The 14,048-nt window shown below is 53.8% G+C and carries 17 protein-coding genes; 2 read left to right on the forward strand and 15 right to left on the reverse strand.

Annotation, left to right across the window (positions count from 1 at the left end):
• Nucleotides 1-19: 19 nt before the first annotated feature.
• The 3 genes from KIK84_RS04160 to KIK84_RS04170 are packed head-to-tail and all read right to left on the reverse strand — an operon-like array spanning nt 20 to nt 3,053.
• A complete protein-coding gene (locus tag KIK84_RS04160; protein ID WP_214121737.1) occupies nt 20-2,173 on the reverse strand; it encodes a chemotaxis protein CheW in 2,154 nt (717 codons plus the stop codon).
• A gap of 35 nt (nt 2,174-2,208) precedes the next feature.
• Nucleotides 2,209-2,571: a response regulator gene (locus tag KIK84_RS04165; RefSeq protein WP_214121738.1), complete on the reverse strand. Its 363-nt coding sequence runs from the start codon at nt 2,569-2,571 to the stop codon at nt 2,209-2,211.
• A gap of 32 nt (nt 2,572-2,603) precedes the next feature.
• Entirely contained in the window at nt 2,604-3,053 is a 450-nt protein-coding gene (locus KIK84_RS04170) for a hypothetical protein (protein WP_214121739.1), read from the reverse strand.
• A gap of 61 nt (nt 3,054-3,114) precedes the next feature.
• Between KIK84_RS04170 and KIK84_RS04175 the strand changes: the two genes are divergently transcribed.
• Both KIK84_RS04175 and KIK84_RS04180 read left to right on the forward strand, forming a co-directional pair.
• Nucleotides 3,115-4,320: a hybrid sensor histidine kinase/response regulator gene (locus tag KIK84_RS04175; RefSeq protein WP_214121740.1), complete on the forward strand. Its 1,206-nt coding sequence runs from the start codon at nt 3,115-3,117 to the stop codon at nt 4,318-4,320.
• Nucleotides 4,313-4,942, forward strand: a complete 630-nt coding sequence (locus KIK84_RS04180) for a response regulator (protein WP_214121741.1) — start codon at nt 4,313-4,315, stop codon at nt 4,940-4,942. The genes KIK84_RS04175 and KIK84_RS04180 overlap by 8 nt, the downstream gene beginning before the upstream one ends.
• 7 nt (nt 4,943-4,949) lie before the next feature.
• On the opposite strand, the gene fliR is transcribed toward KIK84_RS04180, so the two are convergent.
• From fliR to fliG, 12 genes are all read right to left on the reverse strand, one after another.
• Nucleotides 4,950-5,720 carry a flagellar biosynthetic protein FliR gene (fliR, locus tag KIK84_RS04185; protein WP_214121742.1) on the reverse strand — a complete coding sequence of 257 codons (771 nt, stop codon included), beginning with the start codon at nt 5,718-5,720 and terminating at the stop codon, nt 4,950-4,952.
• A 21-nt stretch (nt 5,721-5,741) separates the two neighbouring features.
• Nucleotides 5,742-6,011 (reverse strand): flagellar biosynthesis protein FliQ, encoded by a 270-nt coding sequence (gene fliQ, locus KIK84_RS04190; protein WP_214121743.1) that lies wholly within the window; start codon nt 6,009-6,011, stop codon nt 5,742-5,744.
• 20 nt (nt 6,012-6,031) lie between these two features.
• Nucleotides 6,032-6,811 (reverse strand): flagellar type III secretion system pore protein FliP, encoded by a 780-nt coding sequence (fliP, locus tag KIK84_RS04195; protein ID WP_214122301.1) that lies wholly within the window; start codon nt 6,809-6,811, stop codon nt 6,032-6,034.
• A 22-nt stretch (nt 6,812-6,833) separates the two neighbouring features.
• Nucleotides 6,834-7,112: a FliO/MopB family protein gene (locus KIK84_RS04200; RefSeq protein WP_250207754.1), complete on the reverse strand. Its 279-nt coding sequence runs from the start codon at nt 7,110-7,112 to the stop codon at nt 6,834-6,836.
• On the reverse strand, nt 7,112-7,558 hold the full coding sequence (gene fliN / locus KIK84_RS04205) for a flagellar motor switch protein FliN (protein WP_214121745.1): 447 nt from the start codon (nt 7,556-7,558) through the stop codon (nt 7,112-7,114). Before fliN ends, KIK84_RS04200 begins: the two co-directional genes overlap by 1 nt.
• Entirely contained in the window at nt 7,551-8,552 is a 1,002-nt protein-coding gene (fliM, locus tag KIK84_RS04210; RefSeq protein WP_214121746.1) for a flagellar motor switch protein FliM, read from the reverse strand. The genes fliN and fliM overlap by 8 nt, the downstream gene beginning before the upstream one ends.
• A gap of 11 nt (nt 8,553-8,563) precedes the next feature.
• The gene (locus KIK84_RS04215; RefSeq protein ID WP_214121747.1) at nt 8,564-9,145 is read right to left on the reverse strand and encodes a flagellar basal body-associated FliL family protein; all 582 of its coding nucleotides are present in this window, start codon (nt 9,143-9,145) and stop codon (nt 8,564-8,566) included.
• A 102-nt stretch (nt 9,146-9,247) separates the two neighbouring features.
• A complete protein-coding gene (locus KIK84_RS04220; RefSeq protein WP_214121748.1) occupies nt 9,248-10,435 on the reverse strand; it encodes a flagellar hook-length control protein FliK in 1,188 nt (395 codons plus the stop codon).
• On the reverse strand, nt 10,432-10,899 hold the full coding sequence (gene fliJ / locus KIK84_RS04225; protein ID WP_214121749.1) for a flagellar export protein FliJ: 468 nt from the start codon (nt 10,897-10,899) through the stop codon (nt 10,432-10,434). The genes KIK84_RS04220 and fliJ overlap by 4 nt, the downstream gene beginning before the upstream one ends.
• A gap of 1 nt (nt 10,900) precedes the next feature.
• Nucleotides 10,901-12,325 carry a flagellar protein export ATPase FliI gene (gene fliI / locus KIK84_RS04230; RefSeq protein WP_214121750.1) on the reverse strand — a complete coding sequence of 475 codons (1,425 nt, stop codon included), beginning with the start codon at nt 12,323-12,325 and terminating at the stop codon, nt 10,901-10,903.
• Nucleotides 12,309-13,040 carry a FliH/SctL family protein gene (locus KIK84_RS04235; RefSeq protein ID WP_214121751.1) on the reverse strand — a complete coding sequence of 244 codons (732 nt, stop codon included), beginning with the start codon at nt 13,038-13,040 and terminating at the stop codon, nt 12,309-12,311. The genes fliI and KIK84_RS04235 overlap by 17 nt, the downstream gene beginning before the upstream one ends.
• Nucleotides 13,040-14,044 (reverse strand): flagellar motor switch protein FliG, encoded by a 1,005-nt coding sequence (gene fliG, locus KIK84_RS04240; RefSeq protein WP_214121752.1) that lies wholly within the window; start codon nt 14,042-14,044, stop codon nt 13,040-13,042. Before fliG ends, KIK84_RS04235 begins: the two co-directional genes overlap by 1 nt.
• Between the last annotated feature and the right edge of the window lie 4 nt (nt 14,045-14,048).

Here is a 14,048-nt window from a genome sequence, read left to right on the forward strand (position 1 = left end):
AAGCACTCCTCGTCTTGAATTAGTGACGTGTGCGGCGAACCAAAGCACCGGTATCCAAAATCAACGCGACCTTGCCATCACCCAAGATGGTGGCACCCGACACGTTGGGCACTTTTTTGTAGTTGGTTTCCAAGTTCTTCACTACAACTTGCTGTTGTCCCAACAGCTCATCGACTAGCAAAGCCACTCGCCCGCCCTCTGCCTCAACCACCACCATGATGTCGCTTGAACGCTCGAAATCAAAGCGAGGGATTTGGAAGACTTTCTCCAATTCAATCACTGGCATGTACTCTTCACGCACTTTGACCAACTGGGAACCTTGGCCCACAGTAGACAAGGCATCAGACTTGACTTGGAAGGATTCAACCACAGAGGACAAGGGCAAGATGTAAACCTCTTCACCTACACCCACAGACATACCATCCATAATGGCCAAAGTCAGTGGCAAGCGCACAGAAACTTTGGTGCCATAGCCCTCGGCAGAGTCAATTTCTACCGTGCCATTCATGGCTGTGATGTTTCGTTTGACAACATCCATGCCTACTCCACGGCCAGAAATATCAGTCACAACATCTGCAGTCGAAAAGCCTGGTGCAAAGATGAGTTGCCAAACCTCTTGGTCGGACATCTGATCGGATACTTCTAATCCACGTTCACGAGCCTTGCTCAAAATTTTGTTACGTGAAAGGCCACGACCATCGTCGCGCACCTCAATCACGATGGAACCACCTTGGTGTGAGGCTGACAGAGTGATAGTGCCAGTTTCGGCTTTGCCTGCAGTCAATCGGTCTGCAGGCAATTCAATTCCATGGTCACAGCTATTGCGTACCAAATGGGTCAATGGGTCAGTAATTTTTTCCACCAAGCCTTTGTCCAATTCGGTCGCTTCACCGTGTGTCACAAAGTCCACTTTTTTGCCCAACTTGCCAGCCAAGTCGCGCAGCATGCGGGGGAAGCGGCTGAACACGATAGACATGGGGATCATGCGAATCGACATTACAGACTCTTGCAAGTCGCGTGTATTGCGATCCAAATCTGCCAAGCCCGCCAAGAGTTGCTGGTGCACTGCAGGATCCAAAGCACGGCTGTTTTGAGCCAACATCGCTTGGGTAATAACCAATTCACCAACCAAGTTAATCAGCTGATCAACCTTGCTGATTGCAACGCGGATGGTGGCGGCTTCCGGCTGCGCAGCTGGGGGCACATTAACACCAGCAGTTTTGGCTGCAACTGGTGGAGCCTTCACCTCTACTGCGACTTCAGTAGCAACGGGCACCGCTACGGGGGCCGCAGGTACTACAGCTGGGGAGGCCGCAGCGGTCACTGGCGCCCCAGGCAAACCGGGGGATCCATCAAAGAAACCATAACCAGCCTCTTCCCCAGCAGCAGCAGTTTGAGAAGCCGTAACTGGCGCTGCGACCGAGGCAGCAAGATCCTCAATGGCCACCTTTTCACGTGCCACGTGAAAGGCGAACAGATCCAATAAATCGTCGTTGGTAGAACTTGTTTTAGCCTGGAAAATGCGGGATGTGGCCGATGACTCTAACGGCTCAATCGTTCCAAGACCAGGTATGTCACGGAACAAGTCCTGAATTGCATCTGCTAGCTGCGGCTTTTCCAAGGGCCCAATGGTGATGCGAATGGTGCGCACCCCACCAACTGCGACAGGTGCCACAGGAGCTGCCTGCACCTGCGGCGCTGCGACCTTGGCTTCCACTTTAGCTTCTGCTTTGGGTGCAGAAGGCTCTAGAGCACCACCGCTGGCCAACACGCTGATGCGCTTAACCAAGTCTTCGGTAGCTGGAGCTTCACCTTCATCTCCAGCTTGGTGGCGCGCTAGCAAACTACGAGATATGTCTGCAGACTCCAGCAACACATCGACCATGCTAGCGTTGGCTTGCAACTCGTGGCGCCGCAGCTTGTCAAGCAGCGATTCCATATGGTGCGTCAACTCTGCGACATCAGCAAACCCGAAGGTCGCTGCACCGCCCTTGATAGAGTGAGCGCAACGGAAAATGCCATTGAGCTCTTCGTCATCGGCGGTTTCCAAGTTCAGATTCAAGAGCATGTGCTCCATCTGATCAAGGTTTTCTCCAGCTTCCTCAAAAAAGATTTGATAAAACTGACTGAGATCGAAATCTCCACCGGCGCTTTCTTGGTGCATATCTGCCATAGTCACTCTCCGTATTACTTGCGGCTGAAGGCTTGTTAGCCAATCACCTTCTTGATCACATCAATCAAGCGCGCCGGATCAAAAGGTTTTACCAGCCAACCTGTTGCACCTGCCGCGCGCCCTGCCTGCTTCATCAAATCACTGGATTCGGTAGTCAGCATCAGGATGGGAATCGTTTTGAATTGCTCATGTTCTCGCAATTTGCGTGTCAAACCCAAGCCATCCAAACGCGGCATATTTTGGTCCGTCAACACCAAATCGAATTTCTGTGCGAGAGCTTTCTCGTAGGCATCCTGCCCATCGACGGCTTCCACAACTTGATAGCCAGCGCCAGTCAAGGTAAAGGAAACCATTTTTCTCATGGATGGAGAGTCATCGACTGCGAGTATCACTGGCATGGATTGCTCCGAATAATCTGTAGATCAATTAGTTAGAAAAGCTCAATTGAGCCTGCGTCCATTTCATCTTGTGTAACAGGATTTGGTCTTTCCGGCACCTGTTCTACAAAAGGAACTGCTTCCCCATCTTCACGCCCCATGCTTTCTGAGGCAAGTCTGTAGGCGCAACCTTGCAATATTTTCGAAGTATGAACGATAAGCTGAGATGCCATATCTTGGAACTGCAATTCCGTGACTGCAGCACGCAAAATTTCTTTTGCCTTTTCAATTTCCTCTATATCCGCTGCCAACTGGGAAGCAGCAGCCAAACGAGAGCTGGCTGTTGTAAAGCGCTCCATCAAATTTTCCATGGTGTGCGCTAACAAGCCATCCAAGCGAGCCAAGTCATGCACAACCACCAACAGTGAATCTTGTACCTCGGCCACCAGCATTACGGGCAATTGCACCGCAGGCGGGGAAGAATTGGTCTGTGTTGGATCCATTAGTTCGCTCCTCAATGCGTACGTTTATACCAACTCAAAGTAAGCTTGTGAACCACCATCATTGCTATCGACGATAGCAGACGATCGAATAAACGCCACATGGAGCATCCTCTTTGAAGCGAGATGTTTTATGCTGCTACATGATAGCGACAAATATCCTCCTATAGATCGTTCGATAAAGCTCGTGAACATCCTCCATATCGAAGACTCTGCGTTAGATCATGCTCTATTTAAGCGTGCGTTAGCCGCTTATGGAATCAATGCAATTGTCATGCATGCCAGCACATTAGATGCTGCCTGCACCTCTTTACAAAAAAACCATTGTGATGTCGTCGTTGTCGATTACAGGCTGGGGGATTTCAATGCCATTGATGTGTGGAATGAAGCCACATCAATGGCATGTACAGCCCCATTCATTTTGCTATCAGGCGCCATTGGTGAAACAGCCGTAGCCCAAGCCCTGCGAACAGGGATTCACGACTTCGTTCACAAAGATGATTTGCACACCATTGGTCGTGTAATTGAACGCACGCTGGCTTGGCAAAAATTACAAACCGAAAAGAAAAAAACAGATGCAGCGCTGCAGCAGTCACAACAACAAATTGCAGAACTGGTGCAGCACTTACAAAAAATTGCTGAAGACGAGCGCACAGCATTCGCTCGAGACCTGCATGACGAAATAGGTGGCACCCTGACCGCGACGCGATTAGAGCTTGCATGGTTGCAGCGCCACGTGAATGATGCGCAATTCAAAGCGCATGTGGATGCAGCCTGTCTGCTGGTGCAAAACGCCACCTTGGCCTGCCAACGCATCATGCAAGAGCTACGCCCCCCTGTGTTGGACGATGGCCTAACCACCGCTGTGGAGTGGCTTGCACGTGGCCATGAGCAGCGCAATAGCAGTCCTGTTCACTTGCGTGTACCACCATCACTCGCCACACTGCCCGAAAACGTCATGCTCGCGGTCTACCGCACTGTGCAAGAAGCACTGACGAATGTGAGCAAATATGCCTATGGCTCCAGTGTGCAAATTGACCTAGAAAACAGTGGTGGAGCACTGACCGTTGAGATTTCGGATAACGGTCCAGGCTTCAGCCCCGAAGCGCGCAGCAAACCCTCTTCATATGGCCTGCGTGGCTTGCAAGAACGCGCCCAAGCGGTGGGTGGATGGCTAGACATTCACTCCACACTCGGTCGCGGAACCTGTTTGACCTTGACGATTCCATTGAGTATGGCGAACGATAACTTGGAGGGTTTGGATGATTGATGTCATCATCTGTGATGACCACGCAATGATCCGGCGTGGCATTCGAGACACTTTGACAGAAGCCGTGGATTTGCGCGTTCTGGCTGAGGCAGGCAACTACGGCGAACTGAAAGAACAACTACGCCAACACCCATGCCATGTGGTGGTATTGGACATCAACTTACCTGGGCGCAGTGGCTTGGAGACACTGAGCAGCATCCGAGAAAGCTATCCAGAGGTCAAAGTGCTGATCGTCTCCATGTACCCTGAAGAGCAATACGCCATCAAAGCACTCAAGCTGGGAGCCTTTGGCTATCTCAACAAAGCAGATGATCCTGCTCAATTAATCGATGCCGTGCGCACCGTGGCGCAAGGTCGCAAATTCCTCACGCCCGCGCTATCAGAACTGCTGGTGACGCAGCTGTCCTCCCCCGTTCCACAAGCCCCACACGATGCACTGTCCGATCGAGAAATGCAAACGCTATTGCTTATCGCCCAAGGCAAAAAACTCTCCGATATTGCCGATGAATTGGCTTTGAGTCCCAAGACAGTCAGCGTCTATCGCGCCCGTCTGCTGGAAAAACTGCATCTTTCCAGCAATGCAGAATTGGCCGTGTACGCGATTCGGAACCAGCTAGTGTGAAGCAACACTAAGCCCCAAACATGGCCACCAGCTTGCCCATCAAAATATTGAAGGGATCAAGCATGTCAGGCAACACCAGTGCGATAGCCAGCATTCCCACCACCAAGGTAATAGGAAAACCAATCGCAAAAATATTCATTTGAGGGGCTACACGAGAAATAACGCCTAAGGCCATATTGGTAAACATCAGAACCCCGACCACAGGCAGTGCAATCCAAAAGGCCGAGGCAAACAACTCTGCCCCAAGTTTGTAGATTTCAAGCCCCTGCAGACGGGGCAAAAAATCCACTCCTACAGGGATGTAGGCAAAGCTATTGGCTACAGCCCCTAGCACTAGCACATGGCCATTGAGCACTACAAAAAGCAAGGCGGTGAGTTGCGTGAACATGCGTGCAACAGCACTGGACTGGCTATTCATGGCCGGATCAAAGAAGGCTGCGAAATTGAGTCCCATCTGGAATCCAATGATTTCCCCAGCCAGCTCCATCACCCCAAACAACAATCGAACCACAAACCCAATCGCCAAACCCACCACCACCTGCTGCGTAGCAATCGCCACTGCACTGGGGTCATTCAGGCCATATACCGGGGCACTGGGCAAAATAGGAGCAATGGCCACAGCCACCAAAAAGGACAAGCCTATGCGCACCCTTATGGGCACAGAACGTGATGACAACACCGGAGCCGAGGTAAAAACGGCCAAAATGCGCAAAAAAGGCCAGAAGATAGGCGCCACCCAAGCCGCTATCTGCGCCTCATCAAAAGTGAATGGTGGCACGCGCAATACCCCAAAGGGCCATCAGAGCAGCATGCTGGGAATGGCCTCAATCATGCGCTTGAGGTACTCGACCAGCATGGTCAACATCCATGGCCCGGCTATCGCAAATACAGCCACTACAGCGATCAATTTGGGGACGAAGGCCAAAGTCGCTTCATGGATTTGGGTCACGGCTTGAAACAAACTCACCAACAATCCCACCAACAGGGCAACACCCAAGATAGGGGCGGAAATCATCAGCATCATCAACAGGGCTTGCTGCCCCAGTGTCAAAACCATCTGAGCATTCATGGCGACTCCTTGCTGCAGCGCTACTGCACAAAACTGGCGACCAATGAGCCAACCAATAGATTCCACCCATCGGCCAGTACAAACAACATCAGCTTGATGGGCAAAGCCACCAGTACGGGTGACAACATCATCATCCCCAAAGACATCAGCACACTGGCCACCACGATATCGATGACCAAAAAGGGAATGAAGATCATGAAACCAATTTGGAAAGCTGACTTGAGCTCACTGATCACAAAAGCGGGCACCAACACCCGCATAGGCGCAGTGTCGGACTTCACATCGGATGGCAACTTGGCCAAACGGGCAAACAGCATGAAATCTGACTGCCGAGTTTGTTTGATCATGAAAGCCCGCATAGGTACTTCGGCTTTTTGAATAGCCACTTCAAATGGCATTTGACCCTGGCTGTATGGCAGATAGGCATCCTCGTACACCTTGTCCAAGGTAGGCCCCATAACAAACAGTGTGAGGAACAAAGACAAACCAATCACAACTTGGTTAGGAGGAGCTGATTGGGTTCCCAATGCTTGGCGCAGCAAAGACAACACAATGACGATGCGAGTGAAGCTCGTCATCATCAGTACCACCGCAGGAATGAAAGACAGTGCTGTGAAAAACAGCAGTGTCTGAATAGGGACTGAGAAATTCAGTCCGCCATTGCCCGAACCCACCAACAAGGGCAATTGGCCTTGGTTTGGCACACCTGTCTGAGCTTGTGCCCATGCCACGCCAGCTATGCCGCATAGCAACAACGACAGCAACACTGCGCGAGAGCCTGTGCGGCTATAAGCCCCCATTTTTTTCAACAATACGGTCAAGCTACGTCCCATGATCAGTCTGAGTGGACACAGGGATAGAGCTTAACAAAGCGATGGACTGCGGGGTCACACCCACCGTGAGCCATTGGCGCGCATGGGCAGGCCCCACCTCCACCGTGACGATGCGCTGTTGCGGCCCCACTGCCACTGCAGAAATGAATTTGGAGGCGCCAACAGCGGCATCCTGAGGCACAAAACGCTGCTTCCACAACTTGAGCAGCCACGGCACACATGCCAGCACCGTGACAAACCCAACCATCCAGAGCAAAGAACTGCTCATCATCCACCCTTGCTGATACGACGCAGGCGCTCGGACGGAGTCACCACATCGGTCAATCGAATACCGAACTTGTCATTAACCACCACCACCTCACCTTGGGCGATCAAATAGCCATTCACTAGCACATCCATGGGTTCACCCGCAAGGGCATCCAACTCCACCACAGAGCCTTGCCCGAGTTGGAGAATGTGCTTGATAGGTACTTTAGTGCGCCCCAATTCCACCGATAGCTGGACTGGAATATCGAGCACCATACTGATGTCATTGGCATGCGCTTCACCACCTGGCGTATGGGCAGAGAAAGGTTTGGGAGCGTCGCCGCCCGATAACGGACCACCGCTGGGCTCAGGAGCAGCCTCGGCGGTTTTTTGCTCCATCAGGGCTTCCGCCCAATCCGCCATACCGTCATCGGCAGGCAATACGTCATCGGTTTGTTCTTCAGCCATTGCGTTCACCTATCCAGTTCAAATCATTTCCACGTAGCAACTTCTCAATACGGATGGCGTATTTGGAATTATGGGTACCGTACTGGCACTCAAAAATCGGCACACCATCCACCGTGGCCTCTATGCGAGGCTGCCGATTGAGCTCAATAAAGTCACCTGGTTTCAACGCCAATAAATCCTCTACCGTGGCACGGGCTGTTGCCAGTTCTGCCACCAATGTCACCTCCGCCGCTTGGATTTCCCGTGTCAGTACATTCACCCACCGACGGTCCACTTCAATCGAGTCGCCCTGTGTCGAGGAATACAGCACATCACGGATAGGCTCTAGCGTGGAGTACGGAAAACAGAAATGGATAGTTCCCGAAATATCGCCAATTTCCAACTGGAACGATGTTGCAATCACAATCTCACTGGGCGTGGCGATGTTGGCAAACTGGGGCTGCATTTCCGAGCGTTGGTATTCCAACTCCAGCGGGTAAATACCCTTCCACGCTTTTTTGTATTCCTCGGTAATGACATCGACCAAACGATTGATCACACGCTGCTCTGTGGCCGAGAAGTCACGCCCTTCGATACGGGTTTGGAATTTGCCAATACCACCGTACAAGGTGTCAATCACACCAAATACCAAAGACGGTTCACACACGATCAGCCCACTGCCCCGCAAAGGACGAATGGCCACGATGTTGAAGTTGGTGGGCACCGCCAACTCACGCAAAAAAGCGCTATAGCGTTGCACCGCGACAGGACCGACCGAAATTTCCGGGCTGCGACGAATGAAGTTAAACAAACCCACCCGCATGTTGCGGGCAAAGCGCTCGTTGACGATTTCCATCGTGGGCATACGCCCACGCACGATGCGCTCTTGGCTAGAGATGTTGTAGGCACGAACCTCCCCGTTCTCCGGGGCTTCTTCAACGGTTTTCTGACTCTCGCCCGTTACGCCCTCGAGGAGCGCATCCACCTCTTCCTGAGAAAGAAACGACTCACTCATGGTTCACCTCATTACTGAACTATGAAACTCGAAAACAGCACGCCCACCACGGGGTACTGGACTTGTACTTTCTTCTTTTTGGAAGTGGTCTCATTGCCATGACCACCACCAAAAGGCTCAGCAGCAGCCTCCACGATATCGTCTGCCAGTTTTTGCTTGCCTTCAGCTTTGAGCAATTCATCGGCCGTACGTTGCGAAATCAGCATCAAGATACTGCTGCGAATTGCAGGCAAATACGCCTTCACGGTATCGATCATGTGGGCGTCTTCCAACTCCAAAGTCACCCCGATCTGGGCCACACGCTCACCACCTTCATCGGCCAAATTGACCACCATAGGATCCAATGGCAAATAGGCTGGCACAGCTTTGGGATCGACTTTGACTGGTACTTTGGCAGGCTCGGCATGCGTTGCAGCAGACGTTTCCTCTTCTTCGGCACTGCTGGAGTGCTTTTTCAAGAGAAAAAACGCAGCCCCTCCGGCTAGCAGCAACAGCACCAATACCGCCACCAAAATGATGATCAGCAGCTTCTTACTCTTAGGAGGCGCTCCATCCGCGGCAGCGGCTTCTTCTTTTTCAGGCTTGGCTGACACTTGGACTCCTTTGACTAATACAGTTTGCAATTATTGGACAACTTAGTCCCGTGCAAACGATAAATAAGACCATTGCACACGGCGAGTTTGTGCCATTGCTGATTAAACATACAGATCCAAACCACTACCCGTGCGTGGCGTTGGGCTGCGTGTGGACAAACCGGCTTGAGGACTGAGCGCCGCCACTTGCGCCTTGCGCCCTGAATCGGATGATCGTGAACGGCCATCCGAAGGCCCGTCCCCACCAGCACCTGATTGCCCAAACTGCCCCACAGAGACCCCCGCCAACCCCATTCCATGGGCATTGAGTGTTTCGCGCAATTGGTGGTTCGAGGCCTCCAAAGCTGAGCGCACCTCCGGCACATCGGTGCGGAAAGCCACTTGGGCTTCATTTCCCTGCATAGATACAGTGATCCCCAAAGGATCGCCATCCATTCCCATGACGGTAACGTCGGCATTTTGTACATCCCCGTTACCCCAAAAAACCACATCCTCTTGCTGGTAACGATCCAATTCGAGTACGGCTCCTGTAGCCACTATCCCATCAACCCCCATGATGCCGCCATTGTGTGCATCTTGGCCGACCATCCCAGCGTCTGGCATAGGACTTGCCGCATCTTGCTTCTTGACCCACTCGGGGTCTCGCGACAAGGGTTTGTGCAACAAAGTAGCCTCTGCCACCACCGTTTGGGTGACTTGCATGGGAACCATCTCTGGCAGAGGATGAACTCCTGCTTGTTTTCGCTCTTGCATCCAGAGAGCATCCTCTTTGCGCTGCAGGGCATCCGCCACACCCGCCACAGCGACCGCACCCGCCAGCAATGCTTCATTGGCTTTTTTGGCTTTGCTCGCAGCAGCCTTGGAGCCGCCCAATACATCGGCACCAGCATCCTTGCCCAAACTTAAGGTTGAGGTACCACCTGCAGAGGCGGCGCTGGTGCTGGCATTGGGAATGCCGTCCGCAGCACGCGGGGTAACTGCAGCCATAGCAGCCCAGGCGCTGGGGTCTAAGCTTGCTACAGGAGCCGTTGTTGCATCTTGTGCAAGCAGCGCAGTGCTATCGTCAGCCACCACTGCCGCAGAATCATCCACTGGTAAAGCCGCATCGGCCATTGACAGCAAAGCCAAAAAATCCAGTGCAGCAGCATTGCCAGCAGCACCCGATGTGTCGGCGTTGCCGCTATTGGCCGTCTCCGTGCTGGCTTTTTTCTCTGGCGCGCTCTTTTTGTCAGCAGCCGGACGATTGGAGGCGTGTTGTGGGGCAGGTGGTACAGGGCTCATCGTGCTCATACGTGTTCTCCATTGAGTGCCAAACGGCGCATGCTCAGTTGCATCGCCATTTCATCCATGGCTTTTTGTTCGTAACGAGCTTGCTGCTGCTGCGCTTGTAGCTGACGTTGTTGCCAAACTTTTTGCAAAACCGTCAGGCGCTGCTCAGCCTGCACCAAGGTTTGCCGTGCAGTATCTTCATGACGCCGCATTTGTGCTACCACCCCCTCTTGCATGCCGGTGGCTTGCTGCAAGCGGGACATGAATTGATTTTGGTGCGTTACCCAATCCACCGACACCCCAGCCATGCCTTGGCGTGCCCAACGCGCATCCATTTCGGCGGCGTAGCTTTGCAACTGCTCAAGCTGCTGCATGGCTGCTGCCGTCTGTTGACGGCGTGCCATCAAGGCTTTGGCGCAAGCATCGCGTTGGCGTTGGGCTTGTTCAATCGCCAATTGCAGGGCGCGGTGCGGGGTGTTAGCCATCTCAACCTCCTGCCTTCACCCACAACGCTTGTTGCATGGTCTGCAAAGCGTGGGGCATATCCGCACATTCGTGCATGTCTTGTTGCAGGAATTGCTCTAGTGCGGGAAAAACGGCAATCGCCTCATCCAACTGCGGATCACTCCCCGCAGCATAAGCACCGATCTGGATGAGATCGCGCCCGCGCTGGTAGCGGGCGTACAGACTGCGAAAACGCCGCGCCAGCTCCCAGTGGTCTTTTTCCACCACGCTGTGCATCACGCGGGAAGCCGATTGCTCAATATCAATCGCCGGGTAATGACCCGACTCCGCCAAACGGCGCGATAGCACGATATGGCCATCCAAAATGGCACGGGCTGCATCGGCAATCGGGTCTTGCTGGTCATCGCCTTCGGACAGAACGGTGTAAAACGCAGTGATGGACCCAACCCCATGCAAACCATTGCCACTGCGCTCCACCAGTTGGGGCAACTTGGCAAAACACGATGGTGGATAGCCTTTGGTAGCCGGAGGCTCGCCCACAGCCAACGCAATCTCGCGCTGAGCCATGGCATAGCGGGTGAGCGAATCCATAAGCAAAAGGACATGCAGACCTTGGTCGCGAAAATGCTCAGCAATGGCAGTGGCGTAGTTGGCACCTTGCATGCGCAGCAAAGGCGGCGCATCGGCAGGTGCGGCCACCACTACTGAGCGGTGGCGACCATCCTCACCCAAGATGTCCTCGATGAACTCCTTCACTTCGCGGCCCCGCTCGCCGATCAACCCAACCACGATCACATCGGCCTGGGTGTAGCGGGCCATCATGCCCAACAACACGCTCTTACCAACGCCCGAGCCAGCAAACAACCCCAGACGCTGGCCTCGCCCTACGGTCAGCAAGGCGTTGATGGAGCGCACCCCGGTATCGAGCACGTCACGCACAGGTGCTCTGTCCATGGCGTTGATGGGTTTGCGATTCAAGGGTTTGGCGCCCACATCTTGCAGTGGGCCTTGGTGATCCAAGGGAATGCCTTGTGGATCAACCACGCGACCCAACAACCCCGCCCCCAAAGGCAAGCACAGCAAGCCCGCTGGGCTGGTTTCTTCTTGGCTCACATCGCCCAGTCGAGGACGAGGCACATAAGCGGGTGCCACCTTGACGGCAGCGCCACTAGAGAGGCCCTGCACATCACCCGCAGGCATGAGGTAAGCCCTGTCGCCTGCAAATCCCACCACCTCGGCCAACACCTGTTCACCCTGCAACGAGGTGATTTCACATTGCGCCCCCACGGGCACGCGCAAGCCCGTGGCCTCCAGCACCAAGCCGGTAAGCTTGGACAAACTGCCACGGACTTCTAGCTCTGGCTGTGCCGGCAATTGCTGGTGCAAGCGTTGAAAAAATTGCGACCAAGCTGCGGTGTCTGGTGTCGACTCAATCGTGTTCGTCATGCGCCACCTCCTCGTCCCACTGCTGCCCAATGCCCCATGCAGCCACCGCCTTTTGCCAACGGCGCGAAACCGATGCATCAATCACCATACCCGCCGCTTGCACCACGCAGCCACCGCGATCCAAACTGACATCCGCCACAAAACGCATGTCTAGTGCCGGGTAATGGGCACGCAAATCGTCGGCCACCAGCGCCAAGTCCTCTGGGTGCAGTTTGACTTGCGCCAGCTTGGTATCGGTGGTGAGCATGTCCAATGCCTCTTTGACCACAGGCAGCACCGCATCGGGGGTGAGGGTAAGCTCTTGGCGAACAACCTGCTTGGCCAAGGCGCACACCAGTTGCAGCACTTGGTCTGCCAGCAGCTTTTCGACTGCTGCGTGTTGGCTGCTTATGCCCTGCACCACTTGGGCAATCGCCTGTGCAGCCTCTTGGGCTGTATGGGCCTGGAATTGGGCCAGCATGGCATCGGCAGCCGCTTGGGTACGCTCGGTGGCTTCGGCCTCGCCTTTGGCTTGGCCTGCAGCAAAACCTTCGGCGTAGCCTTGTGCATAGCCCAGTTGGTGCGCTTGCTGATCGCGCTCTTGGCTTTCTGCCTCTTCCTGTGCTTTGAGTTTGGCGGCAAAACGCGCCGCCCGCTGGTCTACTTCTTCAAAAGTCCACGGTGAGACTTGGCTACCAGCCACTTGGGGAATGAAAGCAGATGCACTCTTGCTCATCAGATCATGGCGTCGTCGCCACCTCCAGTTGCAATCACAATTTGTCCTTCGTCAGCCAAACGGCGCACGGTTTTGAGAATGTCTTTTTGCTGCGCCTCCACTTCGGACAAGCGCATGGGCCCACGCGATTCGAGGTCTTCGCGCAGACTCTCGGCTGCACGCGAAGACATGTTGGCCAGGATTTTTTCTTTGAGATCGGGCTGTGCGCCCTTGAGAGCCACCACCAACTGATCGCTCGATACTTCCTTGAGCACGGTCTGGATGGCTTTGTCATCGAGTTTGATGAGATCATCAAAGACAAACATCTTGTCCATGATTTTTTGCGCCAAATCGGCATCGTGGCTGCGGATGGACTCAACCACCGTACCCTCGATGACTGTCCCCATCATGTTGATGATTTCGGCTGCGGTTTTGACACCGCCCAAGGACGACTTGCGAATCTTGTCGCCACCAGCCAGCACATTGAACAGCACCTCGTTCAAGTCCTTCAAGGCAGTGGGCTGGATACCTTCCATGGTGGCAATACGCAGCATCACCTCGTTGCGCTGGCGCTCGCTCAGTTGCTTCAAGATGTCGGCCACTTGGTCATATTCCAAGTGCACCAAAATTGCCGCCACGATCTGCGGGTGTTCATTGCGCAGCAATTCAGCCACCGAGAGCGGATCCATCCATTTCAAGCTCTCAATGCCGGAAACATCGCCGCCTTGCAAAATCCGGTCAATCAGCAAGGCCGCCTTGTCATCCCCCAAGGCCAGCTTGAGCACCGAACGCACGTATTCGCTGGAGTTGGACACCAGCAAGCTTTGCGATGCCGCCACAGCGGTGAACTTGGAAATCACCTCATCGACCCGCTCTTTGGACAGGTTGGTGGTTTTAGCAATTGCCTCACCCAAGCGCTGCACCTCTTTGGGTGACAGGTGCTTGAATACCTCCGATGCCTCGGCTTCCCCCAAGGACATCATGAGGATTGCAGCGTCTTTGATTCCGTCTTCGTTATTGGCCATGGTT

It is taken from the genome of Curvibacter sp. CHRR-16 (assembly GCF_018474005.1).
In the GTDB taxonomy this organism is placed as follows: Bacteria; Pseudomonadota; Gammaproteobacteria; order Burkholderiales; family Burkholderiaceae_C; genus Allorhodoferax.